This window comes from Paenibacillus sp. JMULE4, from assembly GCF_013337105.1.
Classification (GTDB): domain Bacteria; phylum Bacillota; class Bacilli; order Paenibacillales; family NBRC-103111; genus Paenibacillus_G; species Paenibacillus_G naphthalenovorans.
The window spans coordinates 103,814-126,847 of sequence record NZ_SGWF01000016.1; the positions used below are offsets into that span (position 1 = coordinate 103,814).

Annotated in this window: 26 protein-coding genes; 23 read left to right on the forward strand and 3 right to left on the reverse strand. The window is 50.4% G+C overall.

All coding sequences use genetic code 11. The features are described from left to right. Positions 1 to 2 precede the first annotated feature (2 nt). From EXW96_RS17760 to EXW96_RS17865, 22 genes are all read left to right on the forward strand, one after another. Complete coding sequence (locus EXW96_RS17760) at positions 3 to 773, forward strand: enoyl-CoA hydratase/isomerase family protein (protein ID WP_054817421.1); 771 nt, start codon at positions 3 to 5, stop codon at positions 771 to 773. A 16-nt stretch (positions 774 to 789) separates the two neighbouring features. Beyond that, entirely contained in the window at positions 790 to 1,773 is a 984-nt protein-coding gene (locus EXW96_RS17765; protein ID WP_074729488.1) for an MBL fold metallo-hydrolase, read from the forward strand. Positions 1,774 to 1,843: 70 nt separating this feature from the next. Continuing rightward, the gene (locus EXW96_RS17770; RefSeq protein ID WP_074729489.1) at positions 1,844 to 3,079 is read left to right on the forward strand and encodes an ABC transporter substrate-binding protein; all 1,236 of its coding nucleotides are present in this window, start codon (positions 1,844 to 1,846) and stop codon (positions 3,077 to 3,079) included. 45 nt (positions 3,080 to 3,124) lie between these two features. Next, the gene (locus EXW96_RS17775; RefSeq protein ID WP_054817466.1) at positions 3,125 to 3,991 is read left to right on the forward strand and encodes a branched-chain amino acid ABC transporter permease; all 867 of its coding nucleotides are present in this window, start codon (positions 3,125 to 3,127) and stop codon (positions 3,989 to 3,991) included. Next, positions 3,991 to 5,001: a branched-chain amino acid ABC transporter permease gene (locus EXW96_RS17780; RefSeq protein ID WP_174351088.1), complete on the forward strand. Its 1,011-nt coding sequence runs from the start codon at positions 3,991 to 3,993 to the stop codon at positions 4,999 to 5,001. The genes EXW96_RS17775 and EXW96_RS17780 overlap by 1 nt, the downstream gene beginning before the upstream one ends. Then, complete coding sequence (locus EXW96_RS17785) at positions 4,991 to 5,773, forward strand: ABC transporter ATP-binding protein (RefSeq protein WP_074729490.1); 783 nt, start codon at positions 4,991 to 4,993, stop codon at positions 5,771 to 5,773. The genes EXW96_RS17780 and EXW96_RS17785 overlap by 11 nt, the downstream gene beginning before the upstream one ends. 1 nt (position 5,774) lies before the next feature. Continuing rightward, positions 5,775 to 6,476: an ABC transporter ATP-binding protein gene (locus tag EXW96_RS17790; protein ID WP_074729491.1), complete on the forward strand. Its 702-nt coding sequence runs from the start codon at positions 5,775 to 5,777 to the stop codon at positions 6,474 to 6,476. Positions 6,477 to 6,572: 96 nt separating this feature from the next. Further along, positions 6,573 to 7,397: a methyl-accepting chemotaxis protein gene (locus EXW96_RS17795; RefSeq protein WP_062409565.1), complete on the forward strand. Its 825-nt coding sequence runs from the start codon at positions 6,573 to 6,575 to the stop codon at positions 7,395 to 7,397. A gap of 48 nt (positions 7,398 to 7,445) precedes the next feature. Further along, on the forward strand, positions 7,446 to 8,426 hold the full coding sequence (locus tag EXW96_RS17800; RefSeq protein ID WP_309225139.1) for an MBL fold metallo-hydrolase: 981 nt from the start codon (positions 7,446 to 7,448) through the stop codon (positions 8,424 to 8,426). Positions 8,427 to 8,550: 124 nt separating this feature from the next. Beyond that, positions 8,551 to 9,486 carry a Phenylacetic acid catabolic protein gene (locus EXW96_RS17805; protein WP_054817427.1) on the forward strand — a complete coding sequence of 312 codons (936 nt, stop codon included), beginning with the start codon at positions 8,551 to 8,553 and terminating at the stop codon, positions 9,484 to 9,486. 1 nt (position 9,487) lies between these two features. Then, complete coding sequence (locus tag EXW96_RS17810) at positions 9,488 to 9,814, forward strand: metal-sulfur cluster assembly factor (RefSeq protein ID WP_062409563.1); 327 nt, start codon at positions 9,488 to 9,490, stop codon at positions 9,812 to 9,814. Next, positions 9,811 to 10,050, forward strand: coding sequence for a hypothetical protein (locus EXW96_RS17815; protein ID WP_054817428.1), 240 nt, complete (start codon positions 9,811 to 9,813; stop codon positions 10,048 to 10,050). The genes EXW96_RS17810 and EXW96_RS17815 overlap by 4 nt, the downstream gene beginning before the upstream one ends. Then, positions 10,043 to 10,684, forward strand: a complete 642-nt coding sequence (locus EXW96_RS17820; protein ID WP_054817429.1) for a Phenylacetic acid catabolic protein — start codon at positions 10,043 to 10,045, stop codon at positions 10,682 to 10,684. The genes EXW96_RS17815 and EXW96_RS17820 overlap by 8 nt, the downstream gene beginning before the upstream one ends. Continuing rightward, complete coding sequence (locus tag EXW96_RS17825) at positions 10,674 to 10,838, forward strand: PaaD-like zinc ribbon domain-containing protein (RefSeq protein ID WP_171005986.1); 165 nt, start codon at positions 10,674 to 10,676, stop codon at positions 10,836 to 10,838. The genes EXW96_RS17820 and EXW96_RS17825 overlap by 11 nt, the downstream gene beginning before the upstream one ends. 18 nt (positions 10,839 to 10,856) lie before the next feature. Next, on the forward strand, positions 10,857 to 11,714 hold the full coding sequence (locus EXW96_RS17830) for a 3-hydroxyacyl-CoA dehydrogenase NAD-binding domain-containing protein (RefSeq protein WP_062409562.1): 858 nt from the start codon (positions 10,857 to 10,859) through the stop codon (positions 11,712 to 11,714). Further along, positions 11,704 to 12,465, forward strand: a complete 762-nt coding sequence (locus EXW96_RS17835) for a 3-hydroxyacyl-CoA dehydrogenase family protein (protein ID WP_062409561.1) — start codon at positions 11,704 to 11,706, stop codon at positions 12,463 to 12,465. Before EXW96_RS17830 ends, EXW96_RS17835 begins: the two co-directional genes overlap by 11 nt. Continuing rightward, positions 12,462 to 13,658: a thiolase family protein gene (locus tag EXW96_RS17840; protein ID WP_062409560.1), complete on the forward strand. Its 1,197-nt coding sequence runs from the start codon at positions 12,462 to 12,464 to the stop codon at positions 13,656 to 13,658. The genes EXW96_RS17835 and EXW96_RS17840 overlap by 4 nt, the downstream gene beginning before the upstream one ends. A gap of 11 nt (positions 13,659 to 13,669) precedes the next feature. After that, positions 13,670 to 15,151: an aldehyde dehydrogenase family protein gene (locus EXW96_RS17845; RefSeq protein ID WP_062409559.1), complete on the forward strand. Its 1,482-nt coding sequence runs from the start codon at positions 13,670 to 13,672 to the stop codon at positions 15,149 to 15,151. 28 nt (positions 15,152 to 15,179) lie between these two features. Next, positions 15,180 to 15,956, forward strand: coding sequence for an enoyl-CoA hydratase/isomerase family protein (locus tag EXW96_RS17850; protein WP_074729494.1), 777 nt, complete (start codon positions 15,180 to 15,182; stop codon positions 15,954 to 15,956). Positions 15,957 to 16,033: 77 nt separating this feature from the next. Next, complete coding sequence (locus EXW96_RS17855; protein WP_062409557.1) at positions 16,034 to 16,570, forward strand: gamma carbonic anhydrase family protein; 537 nt, start codon at positions 16,034 to 16,036, stop codon at positions 16,568 to 16,570. Next, the gene (locus tag EXW96_RS17860; RefSeq protein ID WP_062409556.1) at positions 16,567 to 17,352 is read left to right on the forward strand and encodes an enoyl-CoA hydratase-related protein; all 786 of its coding nucleotides are present in this window, start codon (positions 16,567 to 16,569) and stop codon (positions 17,350 to 17,352) included. Before EXW96_RS17855 ends, EXW96_RS17860 begins: the two co-directional genes overlap by 4 nt. Positions 17,353 to 17,386: 34 nt before the next feature. Next, positions 17,387 to 18,367, forward strand: coding sequence for a beta-ketoacyl-ACP synthase III (locus EXW96_RS17865; protein ID WP_054817431.1), 981 nt, complete (start codon positions 17,387 to 17,389; stop codon positions 18,365 to 18,367). 502 nt (positions 18,368 to 18,869) lie between these two features. Here EXW96_RS17865 and EXW96_RS17875 read toward each other — a convergent pair. The 3 genes from EXW96_RS17875 to EXW96_RS17885 form a co-directional block, all read right to left on the reverse strand. Then, positions 18,870 to 20,144: a metal-dependent hydrolase family protein gene (locus tag EXW96_RS17875; protein WP_062409554.1), complete on the reverse strand. Its 1,275-nt coding sequence runs from the start codon at positions 20,142 to 20,144 to the stop codon at positions 18,870 to 18,872. 72 nt (positions 20,145 to 20,216) lie between these two features. Further along, the gene (locus EXW96_RS17880) at positions 20,217 to 20,996 is read right to left on the reverse strand and encodes an alpha/beta fold hydrolase (protein WP_062409553.1); all 780 of its coding nucleotides are present in this window, start codon (positions 20,994 to 20,996) and stop codon (positions 20,217 to 20,219) included. A gap of 163 nt (positions 20,997 to 21,159) precedes the next feature. Next, positions 21,160 to 21,876: a FadR/GntR family transcriptional regulator gene (locus EXW96_RS17885; protein WP_054817433.1), complete on the reverse strand. Its 717-nt coding sequence runs from the start codon at positions 21,874 to 21,876 to the stop codon at positions 21,160 to 21,162. Positions 21,877 to 22,122: 246 nt separating this feature from the next. Here EXW96_RS17885 and EXW96_RS17890 point away from each other — a divergent pair, with 246 nt between their 5' ends. Continuing rightward, positions 22,123 to 23,028 carry a fumarylacetoacetate hydrolase family protein gene (locus EXW96_RS17890; protein WP_174351089.1) on the forward strand — a complete coding sequence of 302 codons (906 nt, stop codon included), beginning with the start codon at positions 22,123 to 22,125 and terminating at the stop codon, positions 23,026 to 23,028. Positions 23,029 to 23,034 lie beyond the last annotated feature (6 nt).

Below are 23,034 nucleotides of genomic sequence, written 5' to 3' on the forward strand. Positions count from 1 at the left end.
CCGTGAGCGAATATCAATGGATCGGCTTCTCGATCGAAGACAAGGTTGCCACTCTTGTATTACGAAGAGCTCCAGTCAATGTCATGAACATGGAAATGATGGAGGAAATGGTTCACGCATTTAGTTCACTCCATGGCAATGAACATTTGAATGCGCTTGTCATCCGTGCGGAAGGAAAAGTATTCTCCGCAGGGGTTGCGGTGGAAGACCATCTGGGTGATAAAACGGAGCCGATGATTCATCTGTTTCACCGCATGTTCCACTGCCTTGCTGACGTTCCCTGCCCGACGATTGCCGTGGTCGACGGCGCAGCGCTTGGAGGCGGATGCGAGCTGGCTACGTTCTGCGATATCGTGCTTTCCAGCGAACGGGCGAAGTTCGGTCAGCCTGAGATTCATCTGGCGCTGTTTCCACCCGTATCCATCGTGACCTTCCCCTGGATGACCGGCTATAACAGAACGATGGAGCTTTTATTGACGGGTGAGAGCATCAGTGCGGCCAAGGCTTATGAGTGGGGGCTGGTCAACCGGGTCGTTCCTCCAAGCGAGCTGGACGGCGCTCTGGAGCAGCTGCTCTCGCACTTGCGCACCAAAAGCGCCCTGGCTTTGCGTTTAACGCGAAAAACGGTCCGCGAATCCATGGCCCCATCCTTTGCTTCGGCGATCAAACCCGTGGAAAACATCTATTTAAGGGAACTGGTTCAATCCGCAGACGCTCAAGAAGGCTTGAAAGCGTTTTTGGAGAAGCGTCGGCCCGTTTGGCATAACAAATAGAGAGGCGCGCTTGAAGATGGAGCAGATTAGAAAAGGGCTATTCCGAATACCTATTCCGGTGCCGTTCCCGATGAAGTACATCTATTGCTATCTGGCGATAGGACAGCAAGGGATTGTCATGATCGATGCGGGTTTTAACTATAAGGACGCACAAGAGGCATGGAAACAGGCGTTTACCGAGCTGAGGATTCAGCCGAAAGATATCGAGGTCATTTACCTCACCCATTTTCATCCGGATCATTTCGGTTTGTCGGGATGGATGCAGGAATGGACCGGCGCCCCGGTCTATATCAGTGAAGCGGACATGGCGATGGTGGACAGGGCATGGAGAAACGGCGATGTTCAAGCCAAGCTTGTCGGGCAAATGGGCAAAGAGAATGGCGTTCCCGAGTCGTTGGCCGAGCAAATTGTTGAACATATGCTGAAGCTCCATGACCATGTGCTTCCCCTGCCTGAGCTCAGGCCGATGACGATGACGGAAGTAAGACTGGGCGATGAACTCTGGCAGGTGATTCCGACACCGGGTCACAGCGACGGACATCGTTGTTTCTATCAATCGGAGAACCGGTTGCTGCTCGCCGGAGATCATATTCTGGATAAAATTACACCGAATATCAGCTTGTGGCCCGGAGGCCGGTCCAATCCCCTGGAAGACTACGTTCAATCGCTGCAGCAAACGGCGGTGCTTGATATCTCGCTGGCGCTTCCGGCGCACGGCAAGCTGATCGATAACATTCCACAACGGGTATCGCAATTATTGGAGCATCATCAGCAGCGGTTAGAGCAAATGCGGGGGCTTGTGAGGCAGGGGAGGACCGCTTATGAAGTGGCCTCGGATGTGTTCCGGCATAAGGAGCTGACCCCGCACCAATGGCGGTTCGCTATGGCGGAGACCCTTGCTCATCTGGAATGTCTGGCGTTTCAAGGAAGATTGAATAAAAGTAAAGACGGTCAACTCAACATTTACACCCAAGCGAATCCCGACGAAATGTTTCTATAAGGATTCCAACGAAAAAAATCTTTTTCCCTCCGTGTTCCATAGTTATAAAAATATATAGGGGTGATCAAGGATGAAAAAAGTAAAAGGGAGTTTATTGATCGTTTTGGCTTTATGTTTGGTATTCGTTACGGCCTGTGGCCAGTCGGCGGGAACAACAACCCCAAGTAACAGTCCCGGTACAGGCGACGCTTCAACTCCCACTGCAAATGGTAAGGACCCTGTAAAAGTAGGAGCCATTTTGCCTTACTCCGGTGTCTACGCTTCTCTGGGTGAGAATTTGACCCGAGGCATGGAGCTTTATTTTGAAAGCGTGAACTGGGAAGCTGCAGGCAGAAAAATCACGCTCATTAAAGAAGATGAAGAGAACGATCCTCAGGGGGCGCTTCGTAAATTACGCAAGCTGATGGAAAAAGACAATATCGATATTTTGACCGGTCCTGTAAGTACGGCTGTCGCTTACGCCTTGCGCGATGAAGTGGACAGCAAAAAGCTGCCGTTTCTCGTATCTCACGCCGGCGGCAACGATTTGACGAGAACCAAACGCAGCGACTACATTTGGCGTTCATCGTTCAGCTCCTGGCAAATCGGGAACTCGATGGGGAAATACGCCTATGATCACATTGCCAAAAAGATTTATGTAACCGCTGCCGACTACGCCTTCGGCAAAGAGGTGGCAGGCGCCTTCAAAGAAGCGTTTACGGCTGCCGGCGGCGAGATTGTCGGTGAAGTGTATCCGCCTCTGGGCTCGAATGACTATGCTTCTTACTTAACGCAGATCAAAGGCAAAAAACCGGAAGCCGTGTATGCTTTCTTCGCCGGCGCCGACGCCGTGCGATTTGTCAAACAGTATGAGCAGTACGGCCTGAAAGGACAAATTCCGCTGATCGGCTCCGGATGGTTAAATGCGGAGGACATTCGCCCTGAACAAGGCAATTCCCCGGAAGGCATCACCAGCACCATGTTCTGGGATTATCATCTGGATACGCCGGAGAACAAAGCGTTCGTTGCAGCCTATGAGAAGAAGTACAATGCGCGTCCGAGCATCGAATCGGTTGAAGGCTATGACGCCGCACGCGTCATTGTCGAAGCCTTGAAAAGCTTGAACGGAGATACGTCCGATAAGCAAAAATTGTCTCAAGCGATCGGCAAGGTTCAATTTACAAGTCCTCGCGGACCGATCCAATTCGATCCGGAGACGCATCATGTGATTCAAAAGTTGTACCTGATCAAAACAGAAATTCAAAACGGCAAGACAGAGAACAAGGTTGTTGAAGAGATCGGGGAAATTAAAGATCCAGGGAAATGACGGGAAGGCCTTGATAGCCCCGCACCATGAAGGAGAGGGATGGTCTTGGATATTATAGCTATACAGTTAGTCAACGGTTTGTCATATGGTCTGCTCCTTTTTATGATAACCATCGGTTTGTCGTTAATCTTCGGAATAATGGGCGTTTTGAATTTGGCCCATGGTTCTCTTTACATGATAGGGGCCTATCTGGCCCTTAGCATTACTCAGCATATTGCTCCCAACTTTATGTATGCGCTGCTTCTGGCTCCCATTTTTGTCGCCGTTATCAGTTTCCTGCTTGAAATTTGCCTGCTGCGCCCCACTTATAAATTAGGGCACTTGTCGCAAGTGCTTCTGACCTTCGGAGTAGCCTACATTCTTCACGATGTGGTTCGTTTAATCTGGGGCGCCAATGTCAAATCCTTGACGCTTCCCCCTTGGTTAAGCGGGTCCGTAGAGCTGTTCGGTCAAACCTTTCCTCTATACCGCATACTGATTATGGGCTTTGGTCTGCTGGTTGCCGCCGTCATGTGGTACCTGCAGGAAAAAACCAGATGGGGAGCCATTATTCGTGCCGGCTTAAGCAACCGCGAGATGGTAAGCGGGCTGGGCATTAACATCAAAATCGTGTTCTCCGTCGTCTTTGCCATCGGAGGACTTCTGGCCGGACTCGGCGGTGTGGCCGCAGGTCCGGTGCTGGGGCTCTATCTGGGAATGGAATTTGAAGTGCTGATCCTTGCGCTGGTGATCCTGGTGGTCGGGGGACTGGGGTCCATCACCGGCACATTGCTTGCCGGCTTGATTGTCGGCGTAGTGGAAACCTTCGGCAAGGTGCTGTTTCCGCAGCTGAGCTTGCTCATCATTTTCGGACTGATGGCTCTCGTTCTGGTTGTAAAACCTACCGGAATGTTAGGAAAGCAGGTGCATTGATGGCTGGATTGAAAAAGAACCCGGTGGTCTTCTTAGTCCTTTTGGTTGCGCTTTGCATTGCCCCTTTTATCATGTCCAATTATTTCCTCAGCATTCTGGTTGAAATCTTAATTCTGGGCATTTTTGCTCTCAGCCTGAATATCCTGGTAGGTTATACCGGTCTGGTATCGCTCGGACATGCGGCATTTTTCGGTGTGGGGGCGTATACCTCCAGTCTGATTGCGATCCATTACACCTCGAATGTATTCGTCACTTTAATTGCGGGAATCCTTTTATCGCTGATGATGGCCGGTATGATCGGATTTTTCTGCAACCGGGTCAACGGATTTTATTTTCTGATGCTTACCCTCGCTTTTTCACAAATGTTTTATGCGCTCGTGTATCGTTGGGGCAGTCTGACCCAAGGGGACAACGGATTATCCGGAATTCCAAAGCCTACGCTATGGGTCAATGGGCTGTTGGATAGTCCGATCACGTTTTATTTCTTTATCCTGATCATCTTTTTGATCGTTTTCATCGGTCTGAGCGTGATTCTGCATTCCCCACTGGGCCAAATTTTCGTCGGCATCCGGGAGAACGAAACCAGGGTCAGAGTCATGGGCTACAATACGACGATCTATAAAAACATTTCTTTTATTCTGGCGGGAGGAATAGGCGGGTTGGCCGGAAGCCTGTATGCCTTTTTCAACGGATTTATATCTCCAAAAGATATTTATTGGACGATGTCCGGGGAAGTTCTGATTATGGTGCTGGTCGGAGGCGTCGGAACGTTGATCGGTCCGGTGCTGGGGGCGGCTTTTATCGTCATCCTGGAAACGTTCGTCAGCTCCTATACGGATATGTGGATGCTCATTGTCGGTATGACGTTCATCCTGTTCGTTATTTTTATTCCGAAAGGCATTGTCAGTATCGGGTCATTGTGGAATGAACGGAAAAACGTTAATCAGGGGAAGGGTAACGAGAAAGAGTTGAAGGTCAGGATGAGCGGGGTGATTCAGGATGAGAAATGAAGAGCATTCCATCGTGGCGGATCATGCGCTGCGTGTAGAAGGGATCGGCAAGCGATTCGGCGGTCTGGAGATATTAAAAGACATTACCTTTGCCGTTCAACCGGGTGAACGCCGAGCCTTCATCGGACCGAACGGAGCGGGGAAGTCGACCTTGTTTAACATGATTGCCGGAGATTTGGCGGCGTCCAGCGGAGATATTTACTATTTTAATGAGAATATTTCCCGGGTACCCAACCATCAACGGGTCAGAAAAGGCATGGTGAGGACTTTTCAAAAAAGCAATCTGCTTCAAGAGCTGACCGTGCTGGATAACCTGCTGCTGGTGCTGCAGGTGAAGTTTGGGCTCCATCATGTTTGGTTTCGCAAAAGAACCGCCCGACAATTTCCGGAGCTGTACAGCCGGGCAGAGCAGCTCTTGGATACTTGGGGGCTTGCGGACCGGAAGGACACCGTGGTCAAAAAGCTTTCCTACGGAGAGCAAAGGCAGGTCGAGATTATGCTGGGCATTGCGACGGAGCCCAAAGTACTGCTGTTGGATGAACCGACCGCCGGCATGTCCAACACGGAAACCCAGCATATTCTGAAGCTGCTGCAAAATATGCCCAGAGACCTGACGCTGTTGATCATTGAGCATGATATGGAGGTTGTATTCGGGCTGGCTGACCGCATTTCGGTTCTATATAACGGGAATATTTTCCTGGAAGGCGATCCTCAGATGATTAAGACGGATCTCAGAGTATATGAAATTTATTTTGGAAAGGAGGGGGCATAAGATGCTTCAGGTGGATAATATTCATTCCTATTACGGAGACAGCCATGTGCTGCAGGGCGTTTCCGTAAACGTGAAAAAAGGCTCGCTTTCCGTGCTGCTGGGACGTAACGGCATGGGAAAAACGACGACCATCCGCTCTATTATCGGCTTTACCCCTCCAAGACAAGGGAAAATCCGGTTTCAGGGAAACGAGATTCAGAAGCTGCCCTCGTACCGGGTGGCGCAGTTGGGAATCGGATTGGTTCCGCAGGGAAGAGGCGTGTTTCCCAATCTTACGGTAAAGGAAAATCTGACGATCGCCGCCCGGAACAGCTCCAGAAGAGGCTGGACATTAGACAGGATTTATGAGCTGTTTCCCCGTCTGAAGGAACGGGCGTCCTCCATGGGAGGAAACCTCAGCGGGGGCGAGCAGCAAATGCTGACCATAGGCCGTGCGTTAATGACCAATCCCGATCTATTGCTGCTGGATGAACCGTCGGAGGGCTTGTCGCCGCTGATGGTGCAGGAGGTCGAGAACATTATCTCCGCCTTGAAGCAGGAAGGCCTTTCCATGCTGATGGTGGAGCAGAATATATCTATGGCTTTGCATGTAGCCGATTGGGTATATGTGATGTGTAAAGGGGAAGTCGTATTCGATGGGTCCCCCGATGATTTAAAGCGGAATGACGAAGTAAAGCACAAATATTTAGGAATGAGCAGTTAACCGGACGAGGAACGATGGGGAAGATGGTGTTCATCAGGGCCTTCGCTGCTTTACCGCAGCCATAAAATAGGTTAGCCCATCATCGGAGGGATGTACTTGAATCAGCTGTTAGCCCATTTCTGCGCCATAGCGCCTTTTTGGAATTCTCTTTCGCAGGAAGATACGACGATCGGCGTATCGGATACCGAAAAGTTTCTGGAGTATATTCCTGGCCGAACCTTTACTTTAGGTCTTAAAGCCGGCGACCCCATTAAGCCGGGAGGCATTACCCATCGAACCCTGACCAGCGGGACGCGGCAAATCGGGTATGTGCCCAGGGAAGTGTTTGGCGTGCCCACCATTGCGATCGGCCTGCCTGTTTATGACGGGGACCGCCTTGTCGGGTGCATATCCACGGCGATTACACGCGAAAAGCAGGAGCAGTTATTTCATGCCGCTGAACGATTGTCGTCGTCCATGCAGCATTTAGCCGCCACTTCGCAGCAGTTCAGCGCCTCCTCTGCCGAAGTGGAACGGATTATTTCGCAAATCGCGGACCAAACCGTACGCTTAAGCCAAAATATTGACGGCATTGAAAGCATCACCAACCTGTTAAAGGAAGTATCGGTGCGGACTCATCTGCTGAGCATCAATACCAAGATTGAAACGGCTCACTTGGGCGACAAGGGCAAGGCGATGGGCGTAGTAGCCCAAGAAATCAACAAACTGTCCGCCGATACGAAGGAATCTTCAACATCGATTGCACATATGCTTGCTGAAATTGCGTCGGCCGTACAAATGATCAATGACCGAATGCAGATGGTCCACAAGATTGTATCCGAACAGCTGGATGGAATTGTAGACATCGCCAGAACGACAAGCGATTTAGCGGAGCATGCCGAGAAACTGCACCGGTTGTCCGAATTTGTTGCCGCCGACTAATGTGGGCTGTGCTCTCCACAGCTTCACGGTAAAGGGGGAAGGTAACCAGTGGATAAAACAGAAAAAAACGGGTGCACAGTATATCCGATCACCGTTTCAACGCCGTATGACGTTGGAGACGTAAATATGTATTTAATGGAAGAAAACGGTAATCTTACCTTAATCGATGCAGGTATGGATTCCGATGAATGCTGGGATGCGTTCCATTTGACGCTGTCCCAAAACGGTTATTCCTTAAACGATCTGTCACAAATTTGGATTACCCATAACCATCAGGACCATATCGGATTGGTCAATCGCATAACCGCACGGAGGGAAATCCCTGTTTACGCGCACCGGGAATCGATTCCCCGGCTAAAGAGAGACCCCGAATTTCTGTCGCTGCGCATTCGTTTTTTCGAAAAATTATATCGGTCTATGGGCTGCGGTGCGGCCGGAGATCAGCATATTCTCAAGCTGCAGGAGGCCGTCCGGCGGAATGAACAGTTTAAAATCCATGCGGAAATCATTCCGCTTTCCGATTCAGAATATCTGGGAAATGTTCAAGTGATAGAAGTTCCCGGACACGCTCCGGATCACATTGCTTTTTGGGATGCCCAAAGGCAGTGGTTGTTTGCCGGCGATCATCTGCTGAAGACGATCTCCAGCAACGCCTTCATTGAGCCTGACCTGGAAGGAAACCGGAAATTCACCTTGGTTGAATATACCCGTTCATTAAACAGATGCTTGTCTCTCCACGCGGACACCGTATTTCCGGGACATGGGGAGCTGATTGACGATCCCAAGGACCTGATTGAAAGAAGATTAACGCGAATCGGGCAAAAAGCAGAGAAAATACGGGAAATGATTCAAAGCGGCGGTTCGACGGCCTACGAGCTTGCTCAAAGCTATTATCCAACCAAGTATATCCACGTCTTTGCTCCAGTCATGTCCGAAATCATTGGCTTATTGGATTATTTAGAAATGAACGACCGTATTAAAAAGATATTGAAAAATGGCGTGTGGCATTATGAACTTCAGACCTCTTAAGTAAGAATAAATCCTTATTTAAGGGGTTTTTTTATGGGATAAAATGATCTTGACAGCGAAAAGAGTATATTATATTATTACGTTAAACGAACGAAAAATAAAAAAACATAATGAGGTGATAGCGATGCAGCAAGCTACATTGTTAAAAGAAAAGGTCAATGCGGGCTTCATGGTCGAACGGATAGAAGATATGGATGAGGAATATCTCAAAGCTTTGAAGCAGACGCTGGTGATTGTCGGCGACACGGAACTGCTTAGCGTTCCTCCTTTGTTAACCGTTTACAAACAAGCGCCTACGCTGAATAACAAAATTACGGCACTGGCTATAATGCAGGATGAAATCGGCCACGCGCATATCGCTTACCGTTTATTAAAGGACCTTGGCGTAGATGTGAACGAGCTGCTTTATGATCGGCCGGCAAATAAATGGAAGAATCCTTATGCTTTCGACTTCAAGCTTTCCAACTGGATTGAACTGGGAGTCTTCAATGCGTTGTTCGACCGCGCAGGCTACACGCTCCTTGGAGATGCGTACGAATTTACATCCTATGGACCGTGGAAGCGGGCGCTGGTCAAGGTGGATAAAGAGGAATTGTTCCATCTGCGCAACGGGGAAATTATTATGAGAGCCGCGATGGATAACCCGGAAACCGCCAAGCAGGTACAGAAAGCCGTGGATTGGATGTTCCTGATGGGGCTGGAGTTCTTCGGTGTAGCGGATGAATTGAAGAGCCGATCGGCTCAGCTGGATTATCGGCTCAAAGGCAGATCGAACGATGAGCTCAGGCAAAAATGGCTTTCTACCGCCGTTCCATTTTGCGAATCGATAGGGGTTAAGATACCGGCCCGCTGGAATGAGCAAATGCAAAAGTACGAGATTACCGTGCCATTTCCCTGTAAATTTGATGTTGAGAACAAAACATGGCTGCTGGATCAACCGGATACATGGGAAGGCGTCATCGCACGATTTAAAAAGAGAGGCCCGCAGAATGTGGAGTTCGTATCGCGTATCCAGCAAGGCGCCCACAAGATGGCGGCTCTCCGTAAAGAGGTGGGGTAGCATGCAGGATGTAAAGCAGGAGGTCAAGCGTTATTGGGAAGCTTTGAAAGAGGTAATGGATCCCGAATTTCCCGTTAGCGTCGTTGATATGGGGCTTATATACGAAATAGAAGAAACGGATGCGGTCGTCTCCGTTACCATGACGTACACGGCCGTCTCCTGCGCCTGTATGGAGTGGATCGAAGCGGATATCAAAAAAAGACTGCTGCAGGAACCGGGTGTGCGGGAAGTGCAAATCCATGTCGTGTGGAATCCGCCGTGGACCGTGGACCGTTTAAGCCCGGAAGCGCGCGAGAGAATGAAAAAATGGGGGGTTAGCGCCCGATGAGCCAAACAGGGACCCGATTTGAATATGAAGTGTTTACGCGGATCAAGAGAGGAGACAACCTGATCCATGTTGGAACGGTTGAAGCTCCGACGGATGAATTGGCCAAAGTATACGCGGGCTATATCTACGACGAGGAAGACTGGGTGGAGATGTGCGTCGTTCGCAGAGACAGCATCAAGTGGGTCATCCAGCCGGAGGGGCTACTTGTTAAAGAAGGAGCAGTGCGATATGAGTAACAAAACAGCCGGATTGGCCTCATTTATCGAAACCATCGAAACGATAGCGGATAATAAATACATTCTGGGAGATCTGTTGGTCGAAATCGGAGTCAGCGGCCCGGATCTTGAAGCGACCCTATCTACCATTGCCATGGCTCAAGGAGAGCTGGGACATGCGAGACTGCTTTACAACTGGGCGTTCGATTTGAAAGGAATCAAGAAACAGGAGATCGAACGCCAAACCGGTAAAGCGTTTACATCCGTGGTTGCCGTCGACAACTGGATTGACTTAATCGGTTCTTTATATGTGGTGAATGTAGGGCTGGAGCTTGTGCTTAAAGCCATGCTGAATGGACGCCATACCGATGTGGTTAACCGCATCAACAAGCTGTTGAGGGAGCAAAAAGAGCATATTATGTATTCCAGAGGCTGGGTGGAACAGCTTCTCAGGGATCAAGGCGCAGTCCCGCGCAAAATGGACGAAAGCATAAAAAAGGTATTTCCGGAGGTACAGGCTTGGCTGAAGGGGCTGGAGGATTCCAGTGCTTTGATTGAAGAGGGGTATCTAAAGCCCGGAGTCAGACTTGTGGCTCCCTTTCAGTCGCAAATCGGGAGTGTGCAGGCGCAAAGGGCTGAATCCGATGTCGTCTAAAGATGAAAAACAACCCCATTGTTCCTTTTGCAATTCGACGAATGTCGTGCTGTTATCCCGGTTTGGGACGGCGCAGCTGGTCAGGCAATATTACTGCAACGACTGCCGCAGCGCTTTTGAATATATCCGGTGGCAAAATGAGGATGCCCGGTGACGCGAGGTGTAAAGCCCGATGAAGGTACAGACGGTCGGAGTGGTTGGTTCAGGCACGATGGGCGCCGGTATTGCGCAAATCATCAGCCAAAACGGTTTTAGCGTTCTGCTGTACGATATCAACAAGGAGATTGTTACGCGGTCCTTAACACGCATTTATTCCCAGATTGATAAATTATTCGAAAAAGGCAAGCTGACCGAGTCGGAGTCACATGATGTAAAAACAAGAATTCGTACAACGGTTCAGCTGGCCGATCTGCAGGTGTGCCAAATCGTGATCGAAGCGGCTCCGGAAATCATGGAAATTAAACAAACTATTTTTCAGGATTTGGACCGGCACTGCCCGAACGAAACGATATTGGCTACGAATACGTCATCCTTCTCCATCACTGAAATTGCAGGGTTCACGGATCATCCGGAACGGGTTGCGGGATTGCATTTTTTCAACCCTGCCCCCTTGATGCCGCTCGTCGAGGTGATCAGCGGACTGCGGACCGGAGAGGACGTGATGGAGCGTCTTGCAGATTTTGCGCGGAGCATCAACAAGAGCCCTGTCACCTGTAAGGATACCCCGGGATTCATTGTTAACCGGATTGCACGCCCTTACTATAACGAAGCGTTGCGGATTATGGGCGATCAGATGGCATCCCCGGCACAGATCGACCGGATTATGACCAAAGCGGGGAAATTCCGTATGGGTCCTTTTGAATTGCAGGATATGATCGGCGTGGATATTAATTTTGCCACAACGGAATCTTTACACCAGGGATTTTTCGGCGATGCCCGATTTCGCCCGCATTATTACCAGCAAAGAATGGTACAGTCGGGACAGCTGGGCAGAAAGTCGGGGGGAGGGTACTACGAGTATGACAGATAGGCAATACGTCGCTGTTGTAGGCACCAATTCACTTGCCGATGCGCTGAGAAAGCAGCTTAGTCCCGTGAACGGAGTGGAGGTCCTTGATCTTCAGGAGGCGAAGACGCGCTCCATTCCGCTCCATATCGTGATAGAAACATCGAACCTGGAGCTTGCGGAGAAAAAAGCCGGGCTTCAGAGCTTGGAAAAATACATTGCCGGCGATACGCTGATTTTGTCCTCGGTACTGGGGGCTACAGCGACTCAAGCGGCATCATGGCTGTCTCATCCTTCCCGGCTTGTAGGGTTTGCGGCGTTTGCCAACCTGGAACAAACGGAATTGATCGAGCTGTGCGCGGCGCTTCAGACGGATGCCGGGTACGCCAAACAAGCGGAAGCCTTCTTTACCGCCATCGGTAAAGAAACCGAGTGGGTGGAAGACGAAGTCGGATTAGTGTTCCCCCGCATATTGTCGATGATTGTGAACGAAGCCGCGTTTGCGTTGATGGAGAAAATCTCCTCGGCGGAAGAGATTGATACGGCGATGCGTAAAGGTACGAATTATCCGATGGGGCCGCTGGCTTGGGCGGATGAACTGGGATTGGATGACATTTATGCCGTGTTGTCCGGACTCCACCGCGATATGGGCGAAGACCGGTACCGGCCTGCTCCCCTGCTGCGTAAGCTCGTTCACGCCGGGTGGCTGGGGAAAAAGACAGGCAGAGGATTTTATGTCTATGCCAATCAAGATGCAAAGGAGTCGATCGTATGAGGGAGGCCGTCATTGTTGACGCTTTGCGTACCCCGATCGGTAAATATAACGGCTCGCTGCAACATGTGCGTCCGGATGACCTGGCCGCCATTGTGATTCGTGAATTGCTCAAGAGAAATCCGCTCGACCCCTCTTTGGTGGAGGATGTATTCTTCGGCTGTGCGAATCAGGCGGGGGAGGATAACCGCAACGTAGCCCGTATGGCCGTCCTGCTCTCGGGGATGCCGGAATCCGTGCCGGGCGTTACCGTCAACCGGTTGTGTGCTTCAGGATTGGAAGCGATTAACCAGGCGGCGGCTGCGATCCATTCGAACATCGGCGATATCTTTATCGCGGGAGGTACGGAAAGCATGTCCCGTGCGCCTTACGTCATGCTGAAGCCGAATTTGAGCGGCGAACGGGGCAACCAGACGATGTATGACACCACGCTGGGCTGGCGCATGGTGAATTCTAAACTGGCGGAACAATATCCTCCGGTCAGCCTGGGGGAGACAGCGGAAAATGTGGCCGAGCGTTATGGCATTTCCCGGGAAGAACAGGACGAATTCGCATTATCCAGCCAGCTTAAGGCGCAGGCGGCCATCCAAAGCGGCCGGTTTAAGAGCGAGATCGTTCCGGTCGAGGTGAAGCAGGGCAAACAAACCGTCATGTTCGATACGGATGAACATCCCAGAGGGGACACGACCCTGGAGAAGCTGGCTCAACTCAAACCTGCTTTTAAAGTAAATGGAAGCGTAACCGCGGGTAATTCTTCAGGCATCAACGACGGGGCAAGCGCTCTGCTGATCATGGAAAGGCAAACCGCGGAAGGCTTGGGCCTGACCCCAATCGCCAAAATTGTGACCTGGGCGGCATCCGGAGTCGATCCGGCCTACATGGGCATCGGCCCGATACCCGCCGTAACCAAAGCGCTGAAAAAAGCGAATTTGACGGTGAGCCAGCTGGATCTGATCGAAATCAATGAAGCGTTCGCATCCCAATCGGTCGCTTGTGTCAAAGAGCTTGGCCTCGACATGAGCAAAGTCAATGTGAACGGGGGAGCGATCGCTCTAGGGCATCCGCTCGGATGCAGCGGCGCCCGGATCGTGACTACCATGGTGCATGAAATGACCCGCACCGATTGCCGCTATGGCTTGGCTACCATGTGTATAGGGGTAGGACAAGGACTCGCCACGGTGATCGAAAAACTCTGAGGAGGATTACGATGTTGAAAGAATACTATCCGCTCTTTATTAACGGCAAGTGGGAAGACAGCAGCAATGGCGAGGTATTTGAAACGCATAATCCCGCGACGGGAGAAGTGCTGGCGAAAGTGGCGAAAGCGACCAAAGCCGATGTGGACAAAGCGGTGGCGGCGGCCCGGGAGGCATTCGAGAACGGCAAGTGGTCCAAATTTTCTGCGGCCAGACGCGCACGAGTGCTGAATAAGATCGCCGACCTTCTGCGCGGCAGATTTAATGAATTGGTTCAGCTTGAGGTGCTCAACAGCGGCAAGACGGTAGACGCCGCCAAAGGGCAGATTAACCAGGCGATCGAAGACTTTGAATTTTATGCCGCCGCCGCCATTACGCAGAGCGGTCAAGTGAACCAGGTACCTAACGGATTTTTTAACTATACGGTAAAAGAACCGGTCGGGGTATGCGGACAAATCATCCCGTGGAACTATCCGTTCATGATGGCGGCCTGGAAAGTGGCGCCTGCTCTGGCTGCAGGTTGTACGGTGGTGCTCAAGCCGGCCAGCTTCACTCCGATAACCGCGTACGTGCTGGCAGAGGTTTGCCATGAAGCGGGAGTTCCCGAGGGTGTCGTGAATGTCCTGACCGGCAGCGGCTCGGAAATCGGGCCTTACATGACCGAGCATCCAGGGATCGACAAGATCGCATTCACAGGTGAGACGGAGACCGGTAAAGATATTATGGCCCGCGCGTCCGTCACGTTGAAACGTGTGACGCTGGAATTGGGCGGCAAATCTCCGAACATCGTATTCGAAGATTGCGATATGGACGGCGCTGTGGACGGCTCGCTGTATGGGATTTTTTACAATACAGGTCAATCCTGTGAAGCCCGTTCCCGGTTGTTCGTTCATGAATCCATTTATGACAAGTTCATGGAGAAGTTCATTGAAAAGGCAAAGAAAATCCGCGTCGGTGACCCGTTTGCCGAAGGCGTGCATATGGGTGCGGTTATCTCCGCAAGCCATGAGAAGGTCATTGACGGCTATGTGAAGCTGGCTGTGGAAGAGGGAGCCGAAGTGCTTTATGGCGGTAAGCGCCCTGAAGGCCCCGAGTTTGACAAGGGACATTGGTATATGCCGACGATTATAGGCAATGTTCGAAATGACATGAGAGTCGCCCAGGAAGAAATCTTCGGTCCGGTCGTCGTCGTGATGAAGTTCAGTGATGAAAAAGATGTGATCAAGCAGGCGAATGATTCCATCTTCGGACTGGGGTCCGCGGTTTGGACCAAGGATCATGGAAGAGCCCATCGGGTTGCCGCCGCTATGCGTGCAGGCATTGTCATGGTCAACTCTCCGATCTCCGCATTCCCGGGCACTCCGTTCGGCGGGTACAAACAATCCGGCTTCGGCCGGGAGCTGTCGCTCGAAACGATGAATTTGTATACGGAAACCAAAAGCGTTGTCTCTTACGTAGGAAGCCGTCCGCTGAATCTATTCGGAATTCAATAATCCCAACCAACCTTTAGGAGGAATTCAAATGTCCAATTTGACGCTTAAAAAAGAAAACGGAATTGCAGAAATTCACCTTCATATCAATAAAACGAACTCTTACGGCCTGGAGTTCTACAAAGAGCTGAACGCCGCGATTGACGAAATCCGTTTCGATTCATCCATTAAAGTTGCGATTCTCATGAGCGATGTACCGAAGTTTTTCTCTGCGGGAGCGGATATTAACTTCTTGAAGGCGGCTGAACCCCGTTACAAAACCCAGTTCTGCTTATTCTGCAACGAGACACTGGATAAAATGGCGCGTTCTCCACAAATTTTCATTGCTTGCCTTGAAGGGCATACCGTTGGCGGCGGTCTGGAGATGGCGCTCGGCTGCGACCTTCGCTTTATGGGGGATCAAGCAGGTAAAATCGGTCTGCCGGAAATCTCGCTCGGGGTGCTCGCCGGAACCGGCGGAACGCAGCGCTTGGCGCGTCTGATCGGCTTCTCCCGCGCGCTGGACATGAATATCACAGGCAAAACGATCTCGCCGCAGGAGGCGCTTGACATCGGGCTGGTCAATGACGTATTCCCGCAGGAGCAAACGCGCGAAAAAGTGCTTGAGTATGCCGGAAAAATCGTCAACAGCGCATCCTACGCTGCAGCCAACATCAAGCTTTCCATCATGAATGGGAAGGAAATGCCGCTGAATGTGGCGATTCGTTACGAAGGCGAGCTGCAAAATCTGCTCTTCCGTTCCGACGATGCCAAAGAAGGCTTGAGCGCTTTTCTGGAAAAACGGGAAGCCAACTGGATTGGTGCATAGAACGAATTCAACTTGTATTGCGATATCGGCTGCCGTATGGCCGATATCGCCATTTTTTTAAAGGCAGGTGTTCCACTTTGATTCTGGCATTTAACGGGAAACAACCGAAGATCGCGGGCACTGCGTTTATTGCTCCTAATGCAACGATTATCGGCGATGTTACGATTGAAGACGGAGCGAGCATCTGGTTTGGCGCCGTGCTCCGGGGGGATTGCGGGCCGATCGTGGTAGGGGCGGGAACCAGTGTGCAGGATAATTGCGTCATCCATATGACCAATAGCGGTACCTTCATCGGGGAGGATGTTACCGTCGGACACGGCGCTATACTGCACAACTGCCGTATTGGCCGTAAATCCGTTATCGGGATGAATTCGGTCGTCCTGGATGATGCGGAGATCGGGGAAGAATCCGTTGTCGCGGCGGGCAGCATTGTGACCCCTAGAACCGTATTTCCGCCGCGTATTTTGATTACCGGCAATCCCGCCCGGAAGAAAAAAGACATTGAAGGCTCTTCTCTCTGGTGGGTCCAGGAAGCGTCGAAGGTGTACAAGGACTTGACGAAGCAATATCACAGCCAAGGAATCGGCATATGGAAAGAGGAGGATCAAGGATGAACCCAAAGCCAATCGTATGGGAGCAGCATGGACATATCGGCTGCATCAAGCTGAACAGGCCCGATGAATTAAACACATTTCATTATGAAGCGCTCGTCAGTCTGGGGGAGATCATTGAAGAAATCGAGCAAAATCCCCGGGATATACGTGCGGTTATCGTTTCGGGAGAGGGCCGCGCTTTCTGTGCCGGAGCCGATTTGAAGGAGCGCCGAACCTTAAATGAGCAGCAGGTTCGGCGAAATGTAAGAAAAATCCGCGACGTTTTTTCGGCGTTGGGGCGATTGCCGCAGCCGACCATTGCCGCCATCAACGGTTTTGCTTTCGGCGGCGGGTTTGAACTGGCGCTGGCCTGCGATTTTCGATTCGCTGTCAAAGGCGTGCTCATGGGACTGACCGAAGTGAGCCTGGGGATCATTCCCGGAGCGGGAGGAACGCAGCGTTTGCCCAGGCTGATCGGACCGTCCAAAGCGAAAGAACTCATCCTTACCGCCCGCAAAATCAGTTCCGAAGAGGCGCTGGATTTAGGTATTTTAAACGGTCTCGCCGAGGATCGGGAGCAGCTTCTGGAGATGTGCGAGCGGCTTGCAAACGAAATGCTGGCCAATGCTCCTCTTGCCGTTTATCAAGCTAAATATGCAATCGACCGGGGCTTGGGCGTTGACCTGCAGACCGGTCTGGATCTGGAATCCAAAGCGTACGAGGTCATCATCCCGACCAAAGACCGGATCGAGGCGCTGGAAGCGTTCCGCGAGAAGAGAAAGCCCAGGTTTACCGGTGAATAATTCAATATACAAGAAGCATTGAGGTGTGTCCATCATGTCCAGAGCCAGGGTTAGCGGAGTGGGATCTTATGTCCCGGAAAACATACTGACGAATAGTGAGCTGGAGAAGATCGTAGATACTTCAGACGATTGGATAGTGGAGCGTACCGGCATCTCCGAAAGAAGGATTGCATCGCCTGATCAGGCTACTTCGGATCTGGCCTTTTTTGCGGCGGCGGAGGCGATCGGGGATGCCGGGCTGCAGGCCTCCGACATCGACCTGATCATTGTGGCTACGGAAACTCCCGATCATCCTTTCCCGCCGGTCGCTTGTCAGCTTCAGCATCGGTTAGGGTGCCGCAGCATTGCAGCGTTCGATGTTCATCTCGCCTGTACCGGATTTATTGCCGCTTTGCATGTTGCGGAGAAGTTCATCAAATCCGGGTCATGCAGGCATGCTCTGGTGGTCGGCGCCGATACGTTATCCAGAATTACAGATTACACGGACCGCTCCACTTGTATTTTGTTCTCCGACGGCGCCGGAGCTTTTGTGCTGTCTGCCGGTGATGAAGCCTCCCCGGATGGCATTATTCATTCCGCGATTCATTCGAACGGAGAATATTTTGATGCGGCGATCGTACCGGGAGGGGGCAGCAGGCATCCTCAGCCGCACAGTGAGGAAACCAAATACAAGATTTTGATGAACGGCAACAGGATCTTCCGGCTTGCCGTAACACTCATGAGCCAAAGCATTAAAGAGACGCTGGAGCACAGCGGCTTGACTTTGGATCAGGTGGACTGGGTGATTCCTCATCAAGCCAATCAGAGGATTATTGACGCCGTCGGAAGAACCCTGGACGTTCCGCACGAGAAGATGATCAGCACGATCCGATATTACGGAAATAACTCGGCGGCTACGGTCCCGCTGGCTATGGATCATTCCGTCAAAACGGGCAAAATCAAACGCGGCGATATGGTGGCGATGGCCGCTTTCGGCGGAGGATTGGGCTGGGGATCCGCGTTATTGAAATACTAGAGGTGCGGCGGGCATTCGAACGTTATCATTCTTCATCACATGCCGGTGAAGAGATATACTGATTTAAGGATGTTCTATTTTTTGCAGGATACACGCGATAAGTTCGTCCATATCTTTGGCAACGCACAACGCATCATTTACTGCAAGAAGATGCCGGTGTTCGCATATCATGCACAGCTTCATGCAATTCGTTGCTTGCAAACTATAGTCGTGCTTATCTGCTTCCAGTAAAGCCTTGATTTGATCTGTATGCCGTCTCACTTCATTGCGGTAACAATAATATAATCGATTGCACAAGCGGATCACATCCTTGTTCAGGAAACAAAAGCCGCCTTCGGTGCGCTGAAAATCAGCGTAACAGAGATCTGACGGCGATGGCCTTGGCAAGGGTTCCCAACCCTTGTCATGTAGTCGTTTTTTTCATGGAACATAAGAGCCGTCCCTCGGTCATCCAGTTACTCCATCAGGTTGACTTATGGGACAGCCCCTTCTTCCTTTCTTTTTATGCGCCTTGAACTTGTCTGATTGGAAGCTTGTTCACTATATAGGCTCCGTCCTTCATGACCACATGGAGTTTGTCATGATCCTGGAGTATGGAGATATTATCGAGCGGGTTACCGTCTACGACCAGAATATCGGCAAGCTTACCCGCCTCAATCGTTCCGATTTTATCCTCCATCAGCATAACCTGGCCGCCGTATTTCGTGGCGGAGACAATGGCATCCATGGGCGTCATCCCGACCAGTTTGACAAAGTGTTCGAGATCCCGGGCATAGCCGCCGTGAGGGCACCATTTAAATCCATAGTCGCCGCCCGGCAATATTCGAACTCCGGCTTTGTAAAGGCGATTCATATTCGACAAGGCAATTTCCAATCCTTCCTTGTATCCGGTTGCATCTATAGCTTCCTGGCCGAAATATTGGGCCCCATGCTCTAATGTGGAGACAAGCCAGTTCAATGCGGGGACTACGAATAAACGGTTCTTATGTTCAACAAGCATTTCAAACGCTTCATCATCGATGAAATCGGCATGTCCGATAATGTCTACCCCGGCTTCTACACAAATCTTCACGGAATCGGATGAACGCGCATGAGTATATACCCGTTTTCCTCTGGCGTGCGCTTCTTCGACCGCTGCCCGTACTTCCTTCAACGTATAGAGCGTCATTTCACTCCGGGCGTGCGGAGTCAGACTCTCGCCGCTTACATTCAGCTTAACCAGATCGGCTCCTTCCTTGAGCAAGCTTCTTACGGTTCGCCGAACCGCATCCTCGCCATCGGCAAAAATAGAGAGACCGGAAACATGGACATGATTCGGATGCAGATCGACAAAGCTTCCGGTTGCGGAAATCTCGGCTCCATTGGCCAGCATCCGGGGCCCGACAATCAGCCCCTGATTAATGGCATCCCGAAGGGCAATGTCTACCCGTCCTCTCGCGGCAGCGCTTACACAAGAAGTAAAACCGCTTTTAATCATCGTTTGAGCGTTTAAATAACAACCAAGCATGGTTTCCTCAAGAGGTTTGAAATCGATATCTTGAATATAAAGGGAGTTTTGCCATGTGAAGTGGGTGTGGGCTTCTGTCATACCGGGCATGATGGTTTTGCCGTCCAGTTCAATCACGTCGACATCGGCCGGATCGTAATGGACGGGAAGAGAAAGATGAGTGCCTATCGAGGTGATTTGATGGCCTTCAATCAGGACATCCATTCCCGCCTGCGCATCTTTTCCCGTACCATCGATTAATAAACCGTTGCGGAGCAATACAGCTTTCATATTTGTAACCCCTTTCATGAAATGGAATAGCATGCGAATGAGATTTTATTCTTACAATCAGGGAAACCGGCATTAAAGTGTGGACAGGAAATTGAGAAGGCTTTTGTTGACGGCATCAGGCATTTCGATCGTAGCCCAATGTCCGCAATTCGGTATAATTTCCAGCTGCGCTCTGGGGAAACGCCGGCTCATGAGCTTTGACATCGAAAGAGGACTCACCTTATCCTCATCACCGACAATAAGCAGAACGGGGGCCTCGACTTTGGAGTGGTCGATCGCCTGCGCTTGGGCGAGCGCTCTGCAGGAAGCCGCATACGCTTCCGGATGATTGCGCAGCAGCAGATCCTTGGCCAATCCGATTAAAGCGCTGTTCGTATGCTTGGAATAGGAAGAGAAACCGCCTTCGATAATGGCATCGGCAACAGCGTCCATTCCATTGGTACGGACCACATCGGAGCGATCGTAAATTCCTTTCCTGGCCGCCTCCGAGGGCTCGGTAAAACCTCCTACGAGCGTCAGACTTTTGACCATGTGCGGATAGGAGACCGCAAAATGCTGAACAACAAGGGTTCCCAGCGAATGGCCTGCCAAATGTGCCGCCTCAATGTTTTCGCGCAGCAGCAATTCCTTTAGATCAGAAACCCACAGCTCGATCGAATACTCGCACTGTGAAAGACCGGTTCGCCCGGACCCGCGCAAATCGTAGGAAAGCGTTCTATAATACCTGGAGCAAACCGTTGTCTGGCTGTTCCAGATATGGAGACTGCCTCCCAGGCCGTGGACGAAGACAATGACGTCACCGTCGCCTTTACTTTCATAGTTCACTTTCAAATCATTGACCTGGCCTAACATCTCATACCTCCCCGAAATCGTATTTATCAAAATTGGTTATTCCAAAATAACAAATTGGTTTAACCAATATCTACCCCTATAGTAAACGACGCCTATCCTTCCGTCAATAAAAAAAAAAAACAAGCTCCATGACAGAGGCATGGCAGCTTGTTTAAGTGAAAAGCTATTGTTCCAGCATATTGCTTCTTACCGTTTTTAAATGCTCCAAAGCGACAATTTCCGCTCTGCGGGCATCACGTTCGCTTATCGCTTGATAAATTTCAAAATGCTGTGCACTGTATGTTTTCATTCGCTCCGGATTTAAGCTCTTTTCTTTCAATGTTCCCCATAGCTTTTCCGAACGAACGTTATTCACGATGTTCATAATGTAAAGGAGAAATGAATTTTTGGAGGAGACGGCGATCATATGATGAAATTGGCCGTCCAATTGTTCAAATTGGCGAATATCGGCATCTTCTATCGCTTGATTCAACTGATCCATATTTTGTTTTAATTGCTGTAGATCTTCTTGCGTGGCGCGAAGTGCAGCCAAATGTGCGAGATAGGGTTCGAAGGCCATTCGGACTTCAAACACCTCGGAAGGACTCGTCTGCTTCGAGATCTCGGCGAATAAGCCATCCATGCTTGAAAAATTGGCGTTTTTAACGAAGGTTCCTTGTCCGACATGGCTTTCAATGACACCGATGATTTCAAGTGCGCGCAGGGCTTCCCTGACTGTTGCCCGGCTGGTTTGGAATTTCTCTGCCAGCTCCCGTTCGGAAGGCAAGCGGTTTCCCACTTTTAGCGCGCCTTTTTCTATGTGATCTCTGATTTGATTTGCAATTTCAAGAAAAGCTTTATTTTCACCTACAGGAAAAAAGGCAAGTTCAAATTCCGCCATTACATGGTCTCCCCTCATGGTCTTACCAATGATGCTTTCAAATGAGTCCGGTTATTGAAATAATTATTAATTATATCTATAGTATGATCCTATCGTCAATTCGCTATAAGCAGCAAACGATTTGAATTTATATAAAAGACGCTTGACTAAAAGCGGGGGAATGCTCTAAGATATGAATACATTATTGGTTAGGCCAATTGTACGATTGGCCGCTCGACTATGATTAAAGACCAGGGAGGATTTAGCATGTACTTAACATCATTTACTCACGCCGGGCAATTAAAGTATGGCTTTCTAACGCAAAACGGACAATCCGTCGTGGATGCGCAAGAAGCGGAAAAGCGGCTTTTTGAGGAAACTTTATTGCCCGGAAGTTTAATTGAAGTGATTGAAACCGGGGAGGCCTATTCCCGTCTGAAAGAAATCAACCGTCTGCTCCAAGACGGCGGGGACCATGCCTTACCGCTCTCTGACATTGTGCTTGAAGCTCCTATTCCTGTCCCCAGACGAGATATCATTTGCCTTGGTCTAAATTATAGGGAGCATGCGCTTGAGTATACGGACGCTATGGATGAAGCGAAACATATTCCTCAGCATCCGATTGTTTTCAGTAAAGCGACGACAACCGTCATTGGACCGAACAAGCCAATCAAAAGCCATTCGGATGTGACGAAACAAATCGACTATGAAGCCGAGCTTGCGATTGTGATCGGAAAGGAGGGCACGAATATTTCGGAAGCCGACGCCTATGATTATATTTTCGGCTATACGATCATTAACGATGTTACGGCGCGTGACCTGCAAAAAAAACACAGTCAATGGTTTTTGGGAAAAAGTCTCGATACCTTCGGACCTATGGGACCTTATTTGGTGACCGCCGACGAAATTCCGGCTCCCGTCAAATTGGATATTCAATGCAGAGTCAACGGAGAAATAAGACAACATTCTAATACCGAATATCTCATTTTTGACATTCCTGCCATGATTAAAACGCTCTCCAGCGGAATAACGTTAAAACCGGGCGATATTATTGCCACGGGAACCCCGAAAGGCGTGGGCCTGGGCTTTCAGCCGCCAAAATTTTTGAATCCGGGCGATCGGGTAGAAGTGGAAATTGAAAAAATCGGGGTATTAAGCAATGTCATATCTTAAAGAAAG

What these genes read in the sequence shown, in the direction of transcription:
- EXW96_RS17880 (WP_062409553.1), bottom strand. Translation starts at nt 20,996, where the DNA reads ATGTTAGGCCAGGTCAATGATTTGAAAGTGAACTATGAAAGTAAAGGC.
- EXW96_RS17825 (WP_171005986.1), top strand. Translation starts at nt 10,674, where the DNA reads ATGTCGTCTAAAGATGAAAAACAACCCCATTGTTCCTTTTGCAATTCG.
- EXW96_RS17830 (WP_062409562.1), top strand. Translation starts at nt 10,857, where the DNA reads ATGAAGGTACAGACGGTCGGAGTGGTTGGTTCAGGCACGATGGGCGCC.
- EXW96_RS17860 (WP_062409556.1), top strand. Translation starts at nt 16,567, where the DNA reads ATGAACCCAAAGCCAATCGTATGGGAGCAGCATGGACATATCGGCTGC.
- EXW96_RS17890 (WP_174351089.1), top strand. Translation starts at nt 22,123, where the DNA reads ATGTACTTAACATCATTTACTCACGCCGGGCAATTAAAGTATGGCTTT.
- EXW96_RS17790 (WP_074729491.1), top strand. Translation starts at nt 5,775, where the DNA reads ATGCTTCAGGTGGATAATATTCATTCCTATTACGGAGACAGCCATGTG.
- EXW96_RS17850 (WP_074729494.1), top strand. Translation starts at nt 15,180, where the DNA reads ATGTCCAATTTGACGCTTAAAAAAGAAAACGGAATTGCAGAAATTCAC.
- EXW96_RS17815 (WP_054817428.1), top strand. Translation starts at nt 9,811, where the DNA reads ATGAGCCAAACAGGGACCCGATTTGAATATGAAGTGTTTACGCGGATC.
- EXW96_RS17770 (WP_074729489.1), top strand. Translation starts at nt 1,844, where the DNA reads ATGAAAAAAGTAAAAGGGAGTTTATTGATCGTTTTGGCTTTATGTTTG.
- EXW96_RS17810 (WP_062409563.1), top strand. Translation starts at nt 9,488, where the DNA reads ATGCAGGATGTAAAGCAGGAGGTCAAGCGTTATTGGGAAGCTTTGAAA.
- EXW96_RS17875 (WP_062409554.1), bottom strand. Translation starts at nt 20,144, where the DNA reads ATGAAAGCTGTATTGCTCCGCAACGGTTTATTAATCGATGGTACGGGA.
- EXW96_RS17845 (WP_062409559.1), top strand. Translation starts at nt 13,670, where the DNA reads ATGTTGAAAGAATACTATCCGCTCTTTATTAACGGCAAGTGGGAAGAC.
- EXW96_RS17835 (WP_062409561.1), top strand. Translation starts at nt 11,704, where the DNA reads ATGACAGATAGGCAATACGTCGCTGTTGTAGGCACCAATTCACTTGCC.
- EXW96_RS17780 (WP_174351088.1), top strand. Translation starts at nt 3,991, where the DNA reads ATGGCTGGATTGAAAAAGAACCCGGTGGTCTTCTTAGTCCTTTTGGTT.
- EXW96_RS17805 (WP_054817427.1), top strand. Translation starts at nt 8,551, where the DNA reads ATGCAGCAAGCTACATTGTTAAAAGAAAAGGTCAATGCGGGCTTCATG.
- EXW96_RS17865 (WP_054817431.1), top strand. Translation starts at nt 17,387, where the DNA reads ATGTCCAGAGCCAGGGTTAGCGGAGTGGGATCTTATGTCCCGGAAAAC.
- EXW96_RS17885 (WP_054817433.1), bottom strand. Translation starts at nt 21,876, where the DNA reads ATGGCGGAATTTGAACTTGCCTTTTTTCCTGTAGGTGAAAATAAAGCT.
- EXW96_RS17820 (WP_054817429.1), top strand. Translation starts at nt 10,043, where the DNA reads ATGAGTAACAAAACAGCCGGATTGGCCTCATTTATCGAAACCATCGAA.
- EXW96_RS17785 (WP_074729490.1), top strand. Translation starts at nt 4,991, where the DNA reads ATGAGAAATGAAGAGCATTCCATCGTGGCGGATCATGCGCTGCGTGTA.
- EXW96_RS17765 (WP_074729488.1), top strand. Translation starts at nt 790, where the DNA reads ATGGAGCAGATTAGAAAAGGGCTATTCCGAATACCTATTCCGGTGCCG.
- EXW96_RS17840 (WP_062409560.1), top strand. Translation starts at nt 12,462, where the DNA reads ATGAGGGAGGCCGTCATTGTTGACGCTTTGCGTACCCCGATCGGTAAA.